The organism is Nostoc sp. (assembly GCF_036917675.1).
Lineage (GTDB): Bacteria > Cyanobacteriota > Cyanobacteriia > Cyanobacteriales > Nostocaceae > Nostoc.
On record NZ_JBALCT010000025.1, the window covers coordinates 41,871 to 59,237 of the forward strand.

General features: G+C 43.2%; 13 protein-coding genes. 10 read left to right on the forward strand and 3 right to left on the reverse strand.

Annotated features, from left to right (window positions below; translation table 11 throughout):
• Positions 1-316 precede the first annotated feature (316 nt).
• Both V7K31_RS09470 and V7K31_RS09475 read right to left on the reverse strand, forming a co-directional pair.
• Positions 317-2,155: a peptidoglycan D,D-transpeptidase FtsI family protein gene (locus V7K31_RS09470; protein WP_335093983.1), complete on the reverse strand. Its 1,839-nt coding sequence runs from the start codon at positions 2,153-2,155 to the stop codon at positions 317-319.
• An 83-nt stretch (positions 2,156-2,238) separates the two neighbouring features.
• Positions 2,239-2,928, reverse strand: coding sequence for a hypothetical protein (locus V7K31_RS09475; protein WP_335093984.1), 690 nt, complete (start codon positions 2,926-2,928; stop codon positions 2,239-2,241).
• 466 nt (positions 2,929-3,394) lie between these two features.
• On the opposite strand from V7K31_RS09475, the gene V7K31_RS09480 reads away from it, so the two are divergent.
• From V7K31_RS09480 to V7K31_RS09500, 5 genes are all read left to right on the forward strand, one after another.
• Positions 3,395-3,610, forward strand: a complete 216-nt coding sequence (locus V7K31_RS09480) for a hypothetical protein (protein ID WP_335093985.1) — start codon at positions 3,395-3,397, stop codon at positions 3,608-3,610.
• A gap of 521 nt (positions 3,611-4,131) precedes the next feature.
• On the forward strand, positions 4,132-4,464 hold the full coding sequence (locus V7K31_RS09485; RefSeq protein ID WP_335093986.1) for a hypothetical protein: 333 nt from the start codon (positions 4,132-4,134) through the stop codon (positions 4,462-4,464).
• Positions 4,461-4,619 carry a hypothetical protein gene (locus V7K31_RS09490; RefSeq protein WP_335093987.1) on the forward strand — a complete coding sequence of 53 codons (159 nt, stop codon included), beginning with the start codon at positions 4,461-4,463 and terminating at the stop codon, positions 4,617-4,619. The genes V7K31_RS09485 and V7K31_RS09490 overlap by 4 nt, the downstream gene beginning before the upstream one ends.
• A 97-nt stretch (positions 4,620-4,716) precedes the next feature.
• Positions 4,717-7,008, forward strand: a complete 2,292-nt coding sequence (gene glgB, locus V7K31_RS09495) for a 1,4-alpha-glucan branching enzyme (protein WP_335093988.1) — start codon at positions 4,717-4,719, stop codon at positions 7,006-7,008.
• Positions 7,009-7,190: 182 nt separating this feature from the next.
• On the forward strand, positions 7,191-9,365 hold the full coding sequence (locus V7K31_RS09500; protein ID WP_335093990.1) for a serine/threonine-protein kinase: 2,175 nt from the start codon (positions 7,191-7,193) through the stop codon (positions 9,363-9,365).
• Positions 9,366-9,951: 586 nt separating this feature from the next.
• On the opposite strand, the gene V7K31_RS09505 is transcribed toward V7K31_RS09500, so the two are convergent.
• Entirely contained in the window at positions 9,952-10,428 is a 477-nt protein-coding gene (locus V7K31_RS09505; protein ID WP_335093992.1) for a hypothetical protein, read from the reverse strand.
• Between the two features lie 1,027 nt (positions 10,429-11,455).
• On the opposite strand from V7K31_RS09505, the gene V7K31_RS09510 reads away from it, so the two are divergent.
• The 5 genes from V7K31_RS09510 (at position 11,456) to prmA (ending at position 17,364) form a co-directional block, all read left to right on the forward strand.
• Entirely contained in the window at positions 11,456-12,247 is a 792-nt protein-coding gene (locus V7K31_RS09510; protein ID WP_335093993.1) for a Uma2 family endonuclease, read from the forward strand.
• Between the two features lie 185 nt (positions 12,248-12,432).
• Positions 12,433-13,287 (forward strand): HIT family protein, encoded by an 855-nt coding sequence (locus V7K31_RS09515; protein WP_335093994.1) that lies wholly within the window; start codon positions 12,433-12,435, stop codon positions 13,285-13,287.
• A 109-nt stretch (positions 13,288-13,396) separates the two neighbouring features.
• Positions 13,397-13,681, forward strand: a complete 285-nt coding sequence (locus tag V7K31_RS09520) for a peptidase (RefSeq protein WP_334824294.1) — start codon at positions 13,397-13,399, stop codon at positions 13,679-13,681.
• Between the two features lie 989 nt (positions 13,682-14,670).
• Positions 14,671-16,251 (forward strand): phosphoglycerate dehydrogenase, encoded by a 1,581-nt coding sequence (gene serA, locus V7K31_RS09525; RefSeq protein WP_335093996.1) that lies wholly within the window; start codon positions 14,671-14,673, stop codon positions 16,249-16,251.
• A 192-nt stretch (positions 16,252-16,443) separates the two neighbouring features.
• Positions 16,444-17,364, forward strand: a complete 921-nt coding sequence (prmA, locus tag V7K31_RS09530) for a 50S ribosomal protein L11 methyltransferase (RefSeq protein ID WP_335093997.1) — start codon at positions 16,444-16,446, stop codon at positions 17,362-17,364.
• The last annotated feature ends 3 nt before the right edge of the window (positions 17,365-17,367 follow it).

The window sequence follows — 17,367 nt, forward strand, 5'->3', positions numbered from 1 at the left end:
CTGAGATGCTCCCGTCGGGGATTCAGACCCGCGACTGAATTGTTGCACCACCAAATTGAAAATTTAGTGGGGGTCTTAAACCCATCTATTCATCTGCCAGTCGTACAGAAAACATTGCTGAATTCTGACTCCTGACTCCTGAATTCTGTTTCGATAAGATCAAACCTCACCCTCAATCCCTCTCCTTACTAAGGAGAGGGAAGCCGGAGGCAGGGTGAGGTTTTATATTTAATTTGACCCACTTAATTACTTACCTGTTGTTTGCATTTGCTAACATAAAAAAATTGGCGTTGCTCCATTCCTCTGCCCCCAATCCCTACGGCGTTGGTGTCTGTTGCTCGATAGCAGAACTTGGCGGAATCTCCTCAAGAGGAATCAGGGCTTCTATAACTGACTTCACAATTGGCGCGGCGACAGTAGCACCATAGGCACTTTCTCCTTTTGGCTCATCCACGAGTGCAAACACTACATAGCGAGGAGATTCCACGGGCAAAATAGCTACGAAGCTGGTCATTCTAGCACCCTTGATGTAGCCGCCAGAAGGACTAGCTTTTTGGGCTGTACCAGTTTTACCAGCAATGCGATATCCCGGAATTTGTGCCACCTTGCCAGTGCCTTCAGTAACAACAGTTTCCATCATTTCCACAACCTTTTGAGCTGTTGCGGCTGAGAAAATTTGGCGGGGGGTGGTGCGAGTGGGTGAATCATGCATCTGCCCTTTACTATCAATCAGCCCCCGAACTATATGGGGTGTTACCAACTTACCGCCATTGGCTAAAGCACCGTGCATTTGCACTAGCTGTAACGGTGTCATGGAAAAGCCTTGTCCAAAGGAAGTAGTAGCTGCTTCAATTGGCGAAGCGATAAATTCTTCTTGACTTTTGAGCCGGCCGCCAACTTCAAAAGGTAAATCTGTATCAACTTTTTGTCCTAGCCCCAAACGTTCTAGCCAGTTGTAGTAGATTGAAGGCTTTAAACGTTGGATAATTTGCACCATGCCAATGTTGCTAGAATGTTGCAGAATTTGAGCGATGTTGATCCGCCCGTAACCATTGTTCTCAGCATTTTTAATAGTGTAATTAGCTACTTGAATAGAACCGGAGTCATTAAACATATCATCTGGTTTGATGACGCCATTTTCCAGAGCGATCGCCACATTCAAAGGCTTAAAAGTCGATCCCGGTTCATAAAGATCCGCCACCGTCCAGTTTTTAAATAGCGAAATATTAGCTTTAGCGTATTCATTAGGGTTATAGGTAGGTTCAGAAACGAGGGCGAGTAAGGAACCATCCAACGCATCCATCACAATTACCGCTCCACGTTTGGCGTCAAACTTCTGCATCTGTTGTTTGAGCGCAGTCCGAGCAATTCGTTGCAGGCGGCTATCGATAGTGAGTTGCAGTTGCAAATCATCAAAATGTAGAAAACCTTCAGGGGCATGATCAGGCATCAAGTCCCCATTACCCGACCGACTGAGCCGCATAGTTTGCACAGGACGTTCTAGCAACTTCTCTTGAGAGTATTCCACACCTGCTTGACCACGACGGTCAAGATTCACATAGCCCACCACATCAGCAACCAAATCATCTGAGGGGTAATATCGGGAGTATTTTTGAATCCACTCCAAGCCATTTAAGCGCAAAGAGATAATGCGATCGATAATTTCTTCCGGTAGAGCTGGGGCAAGTATAATTCCGCTTCTTTTGCCTTGAAAAGTTTTCACCAATTCAGCAGGATCTTTTGCCAAAATTGGGGCAAGTCGCTCTGCCATATCTTCATTAGACTTATCAAACAGCTTGGGATGAGCGTACAAAGTATATACAGGACGGTCAATCGCCAACAGATTACTATTGCGATCAACCACCGGGCGACGGGGCATAAAAGGTCGCAAATTTACCATTTGCTGGTTTCGCGCCTGCTCTGTTAATTTTCGCCCCTTGACAATTTGTAGGTTATACAAGTTGATACTCAACCCCAACCCTGCTGCCATTAATACACCCCATACTATAAACAGTCGGGACTTGGTGTTGGATGTTTGGTTTTGGATATTAGAGGCTAATTTTCCCAAAAGCCCTCGTTTATAATCCTTCTGTCGCCTTGTAAGTGTTGGATTCCGAAACTTTCTGAATTTTGTTTTGCTTGGTGACTTCTGCACATCTGTTCGCTCGACAGTATGGTTTAATTACTTGAAAATTGCTGTAAATCTGACTTTGTGAATTACGAATTACGAATTACGAATTAGTATCCCAGTGGCGAGAGTGTTTGCTGTTGCGTTTGAGAATTTGGCGTTGTGTTAGACGATGCTGGCTTAGAACTATGAGATGCTGGAGGCAAGAAAATCATCCCTTGAGGATTCGGCGATACCAGCCCTGTTGTTGGTTGTTCTGCTTCTTGGGCCATTTTATTTGTCAGCGTCGCGTTGGTTGTCATTAGCAGTCGCTCATGACGTTGGAGGCTTTGCAGTCTGCGATATGACTGACTCCAAAGCTCTTGGGAATATACCGTCCAGCCATAAACAGCAAGTGTCGAGGCTACTAACAAGAATGCCAAAACTGTCGAATAACGATGAAAGGTGTACAAGCGCAGTAACCACAAAGGTGTCGCTGGTGTCGCTCCCGAATTAGGCATTGTGGGAAGGGGAAGAAAACCTACCCTCGGAGGCTTCTGGTTCGCACTCGACTGTTCATTGAGATTTGGTACTTGTCGTCTACCCAACTCTTTCACCGATTTGGGCATAACGGCCTCATTTGTGGGAGAAACCGCGAGATTTTTCGAGGAATGCTGTTGTCTTTGAGAGGATACTGGTGTAGAAGCGCTCCGTGCTGCTGACTCCATACGCGCAGAGCGTCGCCTCCCTAAAGAAAGGATAGAATCTTGCCGGAACCAATTACCTCTTGTAGAAACAGCAGATTTACGAGCAACTACCATAATTTTTTTTAGATGGGAAATACTGTACTTTCGATTGATTGTTTTTGCTGAGGTTAAAGTCACCTTTTCTGGAACAAGCACACATAACAGACTACACTCTTTTAACTATTCTGATAGGTAGCTGTATCAATGTTTGCAATCAGCGATTAGCAACTGGACAGCTTGTCCTTTAGGTATCGCACCTAAAGTATGGCAACGCGGGGCAGCAAGATGCAATACTCTGCGAAAAAAATAAAATTTTTTGCTATGATAACTCGGTTTGCTAGAAAACTTGGTTATTTCCGTTTTGCTCCTGAGTTAAGAGAAACTAATCAGATGGCTAGATGATGTGTAATCCCAAAAATAATACGCCAAAGGATTGTTTTTTTAAGTATGTAATCTCGCAGCCTTAAAAAAAAGCAATAAATACGGTATCGTATTCAACAGGCGAAAAATTGTTCTAGCCACAATTGGTGAAAGAGGAGTTATGAAAACAAAAATCTTTGGTTTGGCTCTAATGTTAAGTCTGGCTACAATGCTTGGAGCCTGTGAAGGTGGTGGTGATGGTGCTGGTACCACTAGTACTCCCGCTGCTACAGGTGAACCAACTGATGCACCTCCTGCTGGGTCTACCCCTGCCGCTACTACAGCACCTACTCCCGCAACTACTCCCGCAACTACTCCCGCAGCTACTCCTAAATAAGGCATCTATCAGCTTTAGTTTAAATCATACCCAAAACAGCTTATTAACAAGGCTCGTCACCACATAGCTGGAATTAATTAGGTTAACGTAAAAACCTATATCTTTCTATTGGTGTATCAGAAGCCCAGAGTTTGCTCAAATATCAGCTAAGTAGGGCAGCAAGTAGAGGACACGGGTGATGAGGGTTACGTCCTCAACCAAGTATCCGCCGGAAATTCTCGCCTGACCAAATCTTCTTCCCCAAGTCAAAGGAAGTTGAGTTACGTGAATCTAAGCTGTTTTGTGGGTAAGGTAATTCCCTGATTTGGTATTTGGAATGGCTTATACTCCTAAGTTTTGAGAGGGTAAAAGAATTCATTACGATCGCACGCTGGCAATTGCTCCTGAGCATTCCCTGTAGTCTATTCCATATCAGAAGAGACCTGGTAATGTCCCTTGATATTGCCAGATTTTTATTTTTATTGGGCATGGGGCATTAGGAAAACAGATTTTCATGCTGCGTTGTGAACGCAGTTCAGGAGATGGGGAGAGTTAAAGCGAGAAAGGTAGTAAAATTTCTGAGCTTGACTGTGATTATTGCAAGTTTTTTTGCGTTAAGTAACTATTGGGGGTTAGTGGTAATAGCATTACCGCCACCAGAGGATACACCAGAAGAAATATTACGCACTAAAATTATCATAGAAGCGCGATCGCCTATTGATGGAAAATTCCTAACAGCTGCCGAATACATCCAATTGCAAGCACAGCTGCAAGAAGCCCCGCCACCAAAACTAGACCCCAAAATTCGGGAACAGATTTTCTTGCTTCGCCTACGTAAAACGTTATTTCAGTTTTTCCCATTTTTAAATTTTTGATAAATTACTCAAGGGTCAAAAGTCAAGAGCTTTCCCCAATGCCCCATGCCCAATGCCCCATGCCCAATGCCCAATGCCCCATGCCCAATGCCCAATGCCCCATGCCCCATGCCCAATGCCCAATGCCCCATGCCCAATGCCCAATTCTGATGTAGGATAACGGTGACGACAAAATTGCAAATAAATGTAAAGAATATATAGATATTAAGAAAGTAGATTTAGTCAATCACGTTATTTCACTTAGGTAGCTTCATGTCCATGACCACGATCGCCCCTGAACAGGTTAACAGCATCGTTTGGAATCAGCATAACGATCCCTTTGAAATACTAGGTTCTCATCCCATAGAACAAGACGGCAAAACTGTCTGGGCTGTGCGGGCTTACCTACCAAATGCAAGTGCCGCATGGGTAGTTATTCCCGAACAACGGAAGGAATACCCAATGGAAACAGTGCATCATCCCCACTTTTTTGAATGCACGATTGAAACCGCAGAACTGGCAAACTACCAGTTACGGATTAAAGAGGGTGAACATGAGCGTGTCACCTATGACCCTTACGCTTTCCGTTCTCCCCATTTGACAGACTTTGACTTGCATTTGTTTAAAGAAGGCAACCATCACCGGATATATGAAAAACTGGGAGCGCACCCCACGGAAATAGACGGCATTAAGGGCGTTTATTTTGCTGTTTGGGCACCCAACGCTCGTAATGTTTCATTGTTGGGAGATTTCAACCTCTGGGATGGGCGTAAAAACCAGATGCGTAAAGGACCTACCGGGGTTTGGGAATTGTTTATTCCTGAAATCGGTGTGGGAGAGCATTACAAATATGAAATCAAAAATTTTGAAGGACACATTTACGAAAAATCTGATCCCTACGGTTTCCAGCAGGAACCCCGTCCGAAAACAGCATCTATTGTCACTGATTTAGATGTTTACAGATGGAGTGATGAAGAGTGGATGGCAAAGCGGCGTCGCACTGACCCCCTTACCCAGCCCGTCTCAGTCTATGAAGTGCATTTAGGCTCTTGGTTACATGCTTCGAGTGCCGAACCAGCTAAACTGCCAAATGGTGAAACTGAACCTGTAGTTGTCGTTTCCGAACTGAAGCCGGGGGCACGCTTCCTTACCTACCGAGAACTAGCAGACCGACTCATTCCCTATGTCAAAGAATTAGGATACACTCATTTAGAATTGCTGCCCATTGCGGAGCATCCCTTTGATGGTTCTTGGGGTTATCAAGTAACTGGGTACTATGCCCCCACGTCCCGTTTTGGTAGCCCGGAAGATTTCATGTATTTTGTTGACAAATGTCACGCAAATGATCTAGGGGTAATTGTAGATTGGGTTCCGGGTCACTTCCCCAAAGATGGACATGGTTTAGCTTTCTTTGATGGTAGCCACCTCTACGAACACTCTGACCCCCGCAAGGGCGAACACAAAGGATGGGGTACTTTGGTGTTCAACTACGGTCGTCATGAAGTTAGTAATTTTTTAGCAGCCAATGCCCTCTTCTGGTTTGACAAATACCACATTGACGGGATTCGTGTCGATGCTGTTGCCTCGATGATCTATAACGACTATTGCCGCGAACCTGGAGAATGGCTGCCCAACAAGTACGGCGGCAGAGAAAACCTCGAAGCAGCAGATTTTCTGCGTCAGGTAAATCACATTATCTTTAGCTATTTCCCCGGTATTCTCTCAATTGCTGAAGAATCTACTTCCTGGCCAATGGTATCTTGGCCGACTTACACAGGCGGACTGGGCTTTAACTTGAAGTGGGATATGGGGTGGATGCACGATATGCTGGATTACTTCAGCATGGACCCTTGGTTCCGTCAGTTCCACCAAAACAATATCACCTTTAGTATGTGGTACAACCACAGCGAGAACTTTATGCTGGCCTTGTCTCACGATGAAGTGGTGCATGGCAAGAGCAATATCATCGGTAAAATGCCGGGGGATACGTGGCAAAAGTTAGCGAATGTGCGTTGTTTATTTAGCTATATGTTTGCTCACCCAGGCAAGAAAACCATGTTTATGAGCATGGAGTTTGGGCAGTGGAGTGAGTGGAATGCTTGGGCAGATTTGGAGTGGCATTTATTGCAGAATGAAGCCCACCAAAAGTTGAAAACGTTTTTCCAGGAATTGAACCATCTCTACCGTTCTGAACCAACTTTGTACACCCAGGATTTTGCCCAACCGGGGTTTGAGTGGATTGACTGTAGCGATAATCGCCATAGTGTAGTTTCCTTCATGCGTCGTGACAAGGATTCTGATGATTTTGCGATCGTCGTTTGCAATTTTACACCGCAACCACATTCTCACTACCGCATCGGTGTACCGCAACAGGGATTTTATACTGAGTTGTTCAATAGTGATGCGCGTCAGTATGGCGGCAGTAATATGGGCAACTTAGGTGGTAAATGGACAGATGATTGGTCTTTGCACAGTCGTCCCTATTCGCTGGATTTATGTTTGCCACCTTTGGGTGTGTTGATTCTCAAGTTGGATAAGAAGAAGACGGCTGAGGTGATGGGATAACAATTTGGGGTGGGCGATGCCCACCCTACGCAAAATTTCACCTAATGACCACATCAACTAGCGATCGCTCTGCATTTACCCCTAGAATTTTATCTAGTACTCATAAGAAGCGCACTACCGAAGGCTGACAGTAGCTGTTTGCTAGGTAATAATAAATACATCTATCGGTAGATGCACTCTATATGATATGTTGCCTCAACTCCTCTTGCCACAATCCCCCGTGTTCTGATGAGATAAAGTTTTGCGCTAATTGCGGAATTCCCCTGGTAATATTGCGACACTATCGCCCTATCCAAGTATTAGGTAGCGGGGGATTTGGTAAAACTTATTTGGCTGAAGACGTTGAAAAGTTCAATGAAATATGCGTCATCAAACAATTTGCACCGCAGGTACAGGGAACTGGCGCACTCCACAAGGCAACAGAATTATTTCAGCAAGAAGCAAGGCGACTGCAACAATTAGGAGAACATCGCCAAATTCCGACGCTGTTTGCATATTTCGAGGAAGATAAGCGTTTATATTTGGTGCAGCAGTATATCGAAGGGCAAAATTTATTAGAAGAATTACAACACCAGGGAATCTTTAGTGAGTTCAAGATTCGGGAATTATTGCTCGATTTATTAAACATCCTTAAATCTGTTCATCAATACAAAGTCATTCACCGAGATATCAAGCCACAGAATATCGTTCGTCGCAAATCCCCCCAACCAACTAAAGGAGATTTGGTACTCATCGATTTTGGTGCATCTAAACAGTTGAGCGAGACAGTGGTTGCTCAACCAGGAACAACTATCGGCTCCTTTGGTTATGCACCCTTAGAACAAATGCAGGGTGGTGAAGCATATCCAGCTAGTGATTTATATAGTTTAGGTGCAACTTGCTTTCATCTCCTCACCACTATTGCCCCTTGGGAATTGTGGAAAAAACAAGGATACGGCTGGATTGATGATTGGCGGCAACATTTGCGGCAACCATTCAGCGAAGAATTGGCAGCTATCTTAGATAAGTTGCTGCAAACAGATTACCACGGGCGTTATCAATCGGCTGAGACAGTTTTACAAGATTTAAATTGTCTGCCACCACTAGCTGATCTGTCTCCCACAGGAACATATTATCATCAACCATCGCCGCCACTGCCAAATATCCCGCCCACAGGAACATATTATCATCAACCATCGCCGCCACTGCCAGATATTCCACCGACGGCAACATATTATGATCAATCATCCCCGCTTCCGCTAGAGATTCCAGCCACTGCAACATATTATGATCAATTATCCCCGCAGCTAGCAGAGATACTGCCCACAGCAACTGACGATAATCAACTATTATCACCTGTAGATTTACCCAAACAAAAAGCTAAATCTAAAAAACCATTGCTAATAGCTGGTGTTCTTCTGTCTTTGGCTTTAGGCGGATATGGAATTTCGCAAATTACTAATCATCTTTCCGCCAAAACCGTCGCTTATGAGAAACTGGCGCTAGTTAACAGCTTCACTGGACATAGAGATTGGGTAAGTTCCCTTGCCATTAGTCCCAATGGACAGACTTTAGTAAGTGGCAGTGGGGACAGAAGCATCAAAATTTGGAATCTGCAAACGGGTGGCTTGAAAACTACCCTTTCCTTACATACGGATGCGGTGACTTCTGTTGCTATTAGTCCAGATGGTAAGACTTTGATAAGTGGGAGCAAGGACGGTACAATCAAGATTTGGAATTTAGATAATGGGAGCTTAAAAAATACTCTCACTGGACATAAAGATGTGGTTAATTCTGTTGCCATTAACCCTGATGGAGAAACTTTAGTGAGTGGGAGTGCTGACAAGACTATCAAGATTTGGAATTTGCAAACAGGTAAACTTAAAAATACTCTCACTGGGCATACTAAATCTGTTTGGCGAGTAGCTTTTAGTCCAGATGGGAAGACTTTGGTGAGTGGGAGTTACGATAATACAATCAAAATTTGGAATCTACAACCACCTTCTTTAAAAGCTACCCTGACTGGGCATACAGATTTAGTTTATTCTCTTGCCATCACCCCAGATGGAAAAACCCTGGTGAGTGGAAGTGCTGACAAAACAATCAAGATTTGGAATCTACAAACGGGTGAGTTAAAAAATACCCTTAACTGGCATAAATATGGGGTGACTTCCGTCGCCATCAGCCCAGATGGACAGACGCTAGTAAGTGGAAGTTTTGATAACACAATCAAAATTTGGAATTTGCAAACGGGTGAGTTGAAAAATACTCTCACCGGGCATACAGATTTAGTTTATGCCATTGCTATCAGTCCAGATGGACAGACTTTAGTTAGTGGGAGTAAAGACAATACTATCAAAATGTGGCGTGTGCCATAGATTTACTACCTCTTCCTTTGCATCCTCTGTGCCTCTGCGGTTCGTTTCAAAAAATTTAGATCAACTATCGGGTGTGTTAAGTGCATATTTCGATATGATTTGTTAAAAAATATGATAAAGGCGCTTAACGCACTGCCATAGAATCTAACTTTGTACGTCATGTAGGAAAAAAACCTAACCCCCTAACCCCCTTTCCGATGCGGGAAGGGGGAAAATTCAAAGTCTCTCTCCTTTTAGGAGAGAGAAATAGAAGTGAGGTTTTCCAGATACCGTGAAAAGTCAGCTATAGAACATGGTGCGTTATAGCTTTAGCCATAACGCACCCTACTTAAATAGATAAATCCAGTTCCAAGACTCGTTCACGAGTATCAAAGGTGGATGAATGGAGCTAAAAGACTCGTTCACGAGTATCAAAGCTGGATGAATGGAGCTAAAAGACTCGTTCACGAGTATCAAAGCTGGATGAATGGAGCTAAAAGACTCGTTCACGAGTATCAAAGCTGGATGAACGGAGCTAAAAGACTCGTTCACGAGTATCAAAGCTGGATGAACGGAGCTAAAAGACTCGTTCACGAGTATTAATTTATCAAGAACCGGAAGTTTTTGCGGCTCTGCCTTTACTAATAGCTTTAAAGCGATCGCTCAACAGTTCTGCTACACTTTTTAAGCCTGGAGTCTTTTTCGCTGCTGTCTTGACGTAATCATAAACTGTCAAACTGCCGAGCATCGCTTCGCTACCGACGGCCAATAGGGTATCATCTACTTGTTCGCTGAGTTGGCGGATTGAGATTAAAAGTTCGCTGAGTGTGGTGGCTAGTTGATAATTCCGGATAAATTCGTCAATGTCAAAGCTGGCTGGGAAAATCTCAGGGTTAGACTGAGCAGCGTTAACGCTATTGTTCACAAAGGCTAGGCTTTTATTGCCCATTTTGAATAACTTGCGGCGTTCTTGGGCAGTTAAAGCAATGAGAAAGGGCATCTTTTGTTCGATTATTTGTAGCGCTGCTTTAATTTCTTGGATATCTTCTGGCGAAAGAGTGCCTGTGATGTTTTGATAAGCCATCGTATAATTACCTGGGGATAGTAGAGATTAAGTAGCAAATCTTGCTAAATATATGATTCCCAGAATAAATGCGATGTCTACGACGGGCGTAGCTGCGGCACACACAATACCTTCGCCATAAATGCCCTCACTCTAGAAGAGTTTGTCATTACCAACATCTTTTAAATCTGACGCTTCGTTGCTAACCCGCCTGGGAATAAATTCCGAGGCTAATAGCTAAAGTCTTCTCAAGAGGACTAAATTAGGACTTACGCACTGTACAAATTAATTGTGATGTGCGTTAACTAAAATAGGTTGTTTCAGGCTTTGATTAATTATCTTTTGATATTAAATAGACCATGCTGTAGGGGCACAGCAATGCTGTGCCCTTACGAAAGATGTGGGTTTTAAACTTCTCCATATTTGATATTTCTTGTCAATGCGTAAGTCCTATAAATATAAGATTTTAAGCGATGTCGATGGCTAAACTCTGTCAAAGGGAAGATTTCAGTCCACTTGAGTGGACTTGAGCTATTAGCCCAGAACTTAAGTTCTGGGCGGGATATTAGTCAACGCGGCACTTTGACTGTTACAAAAATGCGGGGAATGTACAAAGCATTATTAAAACATATCAACTAAAATTGATTATTTATCAGCCTGTGACCGAGAATATTGACTATGCCTAACTGAGTTGCAGATAATTTCATTGCTGACCCAAAAATTGAATTCATCTAATTACTGTAGCTGGAGTGTAGACGAAGAGATTCAAAACTTAAGATTATCTGGATTTAGATGCTGCGATCGCACAAAACTATGGTTAGGAATAAGAATTAAATAACATCCAATTTATGTCCCTGGCTTACCTCACCCTCAATCCCTCTCCGATATATTGGAGATGGAAGCTAGAGGCAGGATGAAGTTTTGCATTTTATTTAATCCACGTTCCTTAACACGAACATTCTTTTTACCTCTAAGCTTAAAAGCGATTCTGGCTGAAGATTTGTTAAAAATAACTAATATACTGTGCATTAATATTAGGAGTAGTTTTATGGTTTTACAAGTTAACCCCATCCAAAAACAACCAATTGTAACTTGGGAAGCACTCCCAGCCGACTTCATTTTACCTGACGATCCAGTGGAAAATATTCAACAACCCGCGATCGCTGCTGCGCTTACCGATGCTTTGGGAAGCACAGGACGCATCCAACCCCAGATGCTGATTGGCTCTAATTTTGGACTGGTAGCCACAGTCAACAAAAAAATCGTTGTCAAAGCCCCTGATTGGTTTTATGTCCCTCAAGTGCAGTCTGTAGCAACAAATGTAGTTCGTCGCAGCTATACCCCGAATTCAGAAGGCGCTGCTGTGGCTGTGGTGATGGAATTTCTCTCAGACACAGAAGGTGGAGAACTATCAGTCCGCTCAACTCCACCCTACGGTAAACTCTATTATTACGAAAAGATACTCCAAGTTCCAACCTACGTAACCTACGATCCTTACGAACCAAGCATAGAACTACGCTGCTTACAAAATGGACAATATACCTTGCAGCAAGCAGACGCTAATGGACGTTACTGGATTCCTGAGTTAGAGTTATTTCTCGGAATTTGGCAAGGTGAAAGATTATGTCAAACCATGAATTGGCTGCGCTGGTGGGATACAGAAGGAAATATGCTGTTGTGGAGCAGCGAACAAGCCCAACAAGAACGCCAACGTGCTGAACAGGAACGCCAACGTGCTGAACAAGAACGCCAACGTGCTGAACAAGAACGCCAACGTGCTGATATATTAGCAGCTAAGTTACGTGAGCTAGGTATTGACCCTGATGCGATCGCCGAATAGCCCGTCGTAGACACAATACGCTTGGGATAAGCCCAAAACCCTGATGTAGAGACGCGATTTATCGCGTCTTCAAAGACCAATTATCTACACCAATAACTCTTAACCGAACCGTATTGGTCGTAGAGATCGCATAATCTCAAAGGATGCTGGGAATAATAATTTTGGGACATCAGCACCAAAATTCCATGAAACAGCAAAAAAATCAGTTCAGCCATCTCACTGCGATCGAAAGAAGTTATCTATCATTTCCTGCACAGTTTTTATTAAATCAAAACCTTCTCCAAGGCAAAATACTAGACTTTGGTTGTGGCTTTGGTAATGATGTTAAAATATTGCGCCAAAAAGGTTGCGATATTACAGGTTATGACCCTTACTATTTTTCAGAATATCCTGATAAGAAATTCGATACAATAATTTGCTTTTATGTTTTAAATGTTTTATTTACTGAAGAACAAACTAATGTTCTTATGGAAGTATCACACTTATTAAAACCAGGTGGTAAAGCTTATTATGCTGTAAGAAGGGATATCAAAAAGGAAGGTTTTCGAGAGCATTATGTCCATAAAAAACCTACCTATCAATGTATTGTCAAACTCCCCTTTTCTTCAGTTTTTTTAGATGAAAATCGGGAATTATATAAGTATGCTCACTATAATCATAAGCGAAATTCATCTAACTATTGCATATTCTGTAATCCTCATAAACATCTCAACTTATTAACTGAATCTGCAACTGCTTATGCTATTTTTGATGGCTATCCTATAAGTAAAGGACATATTTTGATTATTCCCAAACGTCATGTTAGCAGTTATTTTGAACTACCATTTAAAGAACAATCTGCTTGCTGGTTTATGGTGAACAAAGTACAAAAAATTCTCAAAGCAGAATTTGAACCTGATGGTTTTAATATAGGAATGAATATCAATCGAGCCGCCGGTCAAAATATTATGCACGCCAGTATTCATATCATCCCTCGTTACAAAGGTGATACTGTTGGTGCCAAAAGTGGAATCAGAAACGTTATTCCTAAAAGGCAATAGTTTTTAATTAAATATTTGAGGTAGTGATTTTTCTGATCTAATTTGCATTCCCGGTGATATTGAGGCTACATTATATTGGAAAAAAGTTTCTACTGACCGGAGAACTACTATGAAACGTTCATTTCGTAAGTATCATCGTATTCTTGGCATCATCCTATCTCTGCCACTTGTTTTAACCGTACTGACTGGGATGTTAACAACGTTTGTCCGCGAGTGGTCTATGAATATAGGAGTTCCAGCTAGCTTCCTCTTAAGTATCCATACAGGCGAAATCTTTCATCTTCAAGGAATCTACCCCATTTTGAACGGATTAGGACTTCTGGGATTGTTGGCAACAGGATTAAGTATGTCTGGTTTATTTGGTAAAAAGACTCGGCAAAACCCCAAGAATTAAACTAAGAAGCTAATGGCAAACGTACTTGAAAGCAGCTACCAACACCGACTTCACCGAATTTTAGATTTTAAATTTTGGATTTTAGATTGAAGATTCAAACATCGTAAATTTAAAAAGGTCTGAGACTTGCGAATTTAAACGCGAGAATAAATCTAAAATCCAAAATCTCAAATTACTTGACAAGCCTCTGATTTTAGGCATGGGGTCAATCTAAAATCTAAAATCCAAAATTGATTGACTGGTGACGGTAATATCTCCTCCATGAGTTATAGCGAAGTCTGATAAAAGAGGGATGTGGTTTATCGGGGTGATAATAAATACCCATATCTATGCAAAACAACCAGTCCATGCTTTCTGCCCAAAGTATCAGCAGGAACGCCTTCAGTAAGCCTGGTATCAGTATATCAAGTACTTTCCTGACACTAATTGGCAGCTTTTAACTACTAAGCAATCTTAAATCTGCCGCAATCAGGAACAAGAAAATTTATTTGATGCCTAAATTCTAACTGTCACAATCCAATTATTTTGATGATGCAATGTTTTGCTTTGACTAAGAGATACTACTTGTGGTATTGAGAAACAGCCAAGATTCGATAGATATAATAGTTACTGGCTCCTTTGGTGGTTGTCCAGAGTATTGCCTCAGCTAAAGTTGCAGCCCAGTCAAGAATGCAGGCATTTCTAACTCACCAAGGAAGTTGCTTAAGCCGATAAAATTTTGGTAACTCTTAACTATTAATAAATATATAAGTGCTTAGTGCTATTCATGCTTTATATTTAGCGACAGGGTGGTAGAAACAGCCACTCATGTTCAAATAGTTAGGAGGCAGTACCCACCGGAAGCAACTCATGCTTTGATACCATCAGCACGCAGCGTAAGTAAAGGTTAAGTTGATATTAAAACGAATAATTTTTGCTAAATTGCGGCAGATAAAGACTAAACTAAAAAGTCTTGTGCAGCAAAACCTGTAGCTTTAAATGAAATAATCATGTCTAAGGTTCTTGTCTCTGATTCTATTGACCAAGCTGGAATTGACATTCTTTCGCAAGTTGCTACCGTTGATGTCAAACTAGGTCTAAAACCAGCCGAACTGCTCGAAATTATTGGTGAGTATGACGCGCTGATGATTCGCTCTAGTACACGCGTCACCCAAGAAATCATTGAAGCCGGCACTCAGCTAAAAATCATCGGTCGTGCTGGTGTGGGTGTGGATAATGTAGATGTTCCTGCTGCCACACGCCGGGGAATTGTGGTAGTCAATTCTCCAGAGGGAAACACAATTGCCGCCGCCGAACATGCGCTAGCAATGATTTTGGCTTTGTCTCGCTACATCCCCGATGCTAACGCTTCGGTGAAACGCGGTGCATGGGATCGCAATAGCTTTGTCGGCGCGGAAGTCTACAAAAAAACTCTTGGCGTTGTCGGTTTGGGTAAAATTGGCTCCCATGTTGCCTCTGTAGCTAAGGCAATGGGGATGAAACTCCTAGCTTATGACCCATTTATTTCTACAGACCGAGCCGAACAACTTGGCTGTCAGTTGGTGGAGCTAGATTTACTCTTCCGGCAAGCAGACTATATTACCCTACACATCCCCAAAACCCCAGAAACTACCCACTTAATCAATGCCACAACTCTGGCAAAAATGAAACCCACAGCCCGGATTATCAACTGCGCTCGTGGTGGGATCATTGATGAAGTAGCTTTAGCAGCAGCTCTGAAAGCTGGTACAATTGGGGGTGCAGCCTTGGATGTGTTCGAGTCAGAACCACTGGGTGAATCTGAGTTGCGATCGCTAGGCAAAGAAGTTATCCTCACCCCCCACTTGGGAGCCTCTACCACGGAAGCTCAAGTGAATGTGGCTATTGATGTTGCCGAACAAATTCGGGATGTACTTTTAGGACTACCAGCACGTTCAGCCGTCAACATTCCCGGACTCGGCCCCGATGTGTTGGAAGAACTCAAACCCTACATGGAACTAGCAGAAACTCTAGGTAATCTGGTGGGACAGCTAGCTGGCGGACGGGTGGAAACACTCACTGTGCGACTGCAAGGGGAACTTGCGACCAACAAAAGTCAGCCTTTGGTAGTAGCAGCCCTGAAAGGATTACTTTACCAAGCTTTGCGGGAACGGGTAAATTACGTAAATGCCAGCATAGAAGCCAAAGAACGCGGAATTCGGGTGATTGAAACCCGCGATGCTTCCATTCGAGACTATGCCGGAACGCTTCATCTAGAAGCCACGGGTACTTTAGGTACTCATTCTGTCACAGGCGCGTTGTTAGGTGAGCGGGAAATCCACTTAACTGATGTTGATGGTTTTCCGATTAACGTCCCACCCAGCAAATATATGCTATTTACCCTGCACCGCGATATGCCGGGGATTATCGGCAAACTTGGTTCCCTACTCGGCAGTTTTAATGTGAATATTGCCAGTATGCAAGTAGGTCGTAAAATCGTCCGTGGTGATGCCGTAATGGCTCTGAGTATAGATGACCCCTTACCTGATGGCATTTTGGGTGAAATTATAAAAGTCCCTGGTATTCGGGACGCGTATACAGTAACTTTATGAGTGCTGAATGCCCAGGAATGAGTGCTGAGTACAGACGCGATTAATCGCGTCTGTACACGAGTGAGTAGTGAGGAGTTAAAAGTTAAAAAGGAAAACTCCTAACTCCTAACTTAAAACTCATAACTCTCTCATACTCAGCACTCAGCACGGGCTAAACGCCCCGCTCCCGCTAACAGCACTCAGCACTCAAAAATGGCAAACACCTGGTGGGAACTACAGATTTTATGTGAGCCAGACCTAGAAGATTCGATCTTTTGGCGACTGGAAGGTTTTGGCTGTCGTGGTACAGCTAGTGAAAACAAAGGAAATTTATCTTTAGTAAGGGCTTATCTGCCGACAATTCAAACACAACTACTAGATTTGGCAGCGCTGTCGCTGTGGCTGCGTCAAGATGCCCTCTGTGTAGGAGTTTCATCTCCCTCCCTGCAATGGCAGTTAATTGATGAGGAAGATTGGGCGACTAGCTGGAAACAATATTGGCATCCGCAGGAAATAGGCGATCGCTTCCTCATCAACCCCGCTTGGCTACCATTACCAGAAACAACGGAACGGTTAGTGATTCGTCTTGACCCTGGTGTAGCATTTGGTACGGGCAGCCATGCCACTACTCAGCTATGTTTGGAATCGCTGGAAATGCGGCTGAGTGGTATTTCTCAGTCTTTTGTGGGTAATAGTGGCAAACATGAACATCTGGTAATTGCGGATATTGGCTGTGGTTCTGGTATCCTTTCCATTGGGGCGCTGCTACTGGGAGCTGAGAAAGTCTATGCAGTGGATACTGACCCTTTGGCGGTGCAATCAACTATCAGCAATCGCACCCTGAACGACATTAGTCCAGAACTTTTACTACCTGCACAGGGAAGTGTAGACGTTTTGACAAAACTAATTTCTCAACCAGTGGATGGTATCGTTTGCAATATTTTGGCTGACGTGATTATTGAGTTGGTTCCAGAAATGAGTGCGATCGCTAAACCTGACACTTGGGCTATCTTCAGTGGTATTTTACTGGAACAATCTAAAGCTGTTGCTGACGCTTTAGAAGAAAATGGTTGGGTCGTTGCTACCCTGTGGAAACGCAAAGAATGGTGTTGCTTGAATGTACGGCGTTCTTAACTC

Excerpts from the sequence above, each read along its gene's own strand:
- V7K31_RS09475 (WP_335093984.1), bottom strand. The coding sequence starts at position 2,928 with ATGGTAGTTGCTCGTAAATCTGCTGTTTCTACAAGAGGTAATTGGTTC.
- V7K31_RS09480 (WP_335093985.1), top strand. The coding sequence starts at position 3,395 with ATGAAAACAAAAATCTTTGGTTTGGCTCTAATGTTAAGTCTGGCTACA.
- V7K31_RS09485 (WP_335093986.1), top strand. The coding sequence starts at position 4,132 with ATGGGGAGAGTTAAAGCGAGAAAGGTAGTAAAATTTCTGAGCTTGACT.
- glgB (WP_335093988.1), top strand. The coding sequence starts at position 4,717 with ATGTCCATGACCACGATCGCCCCTGAACAGGTTAACAGCATCGTTTGG.
- V7K31_RS09500 (WP_335093990.1), top strand. The coding sequence starts at position 7,191 with ATGATATGTTGCCTCAACTCCTCTTGCCACAATCCCCCGTGTTCTGAT.
- V7K31_RS09505 (WP_335093992.1), bottom strand. The coding sequence starts at position 10,428 with ATGGCTTATCAAAACATCACAGGCACTCTTTCGCCAGAAGATATCCAA.
- V7K31_RS09510 (WP_335093993.1), top strand. The coding sequence starts at position 11,456 with ATGGTTTTACAAGTTAACCCCATCCAAAAACAACCAATTGTAACTTGG.
- V7K31_RS09515 (WP_335093994.1), top strand. The coding sequence starts at position 12,433 with ATGAAACAGCAAAAAAATCAGTTCAGCCATCTCACTGCGATCGAAAGA.
- V7K31_RS09520 (WP_334824294.1), top strand. The coding sequence starts at position 13,397 with ATGAAACGTTCATTTCGTAAGTATCATCGTATTCTTGGCATCATCCTA.
- serA (WP_335093996.1), top strand. The coding sequence starts at position 14,671 with ATGTCTAAGGTTCTTGTCTCTGATTCTATTGACCAAGCTGGAATTGAC.
- prmA (WP_335093997.1), top strand. The coding sequence starts at position 16,444 with ATGGCAAACACCTGGTGGGAACTACAGATTTTATGTGAGCCAGACCTA.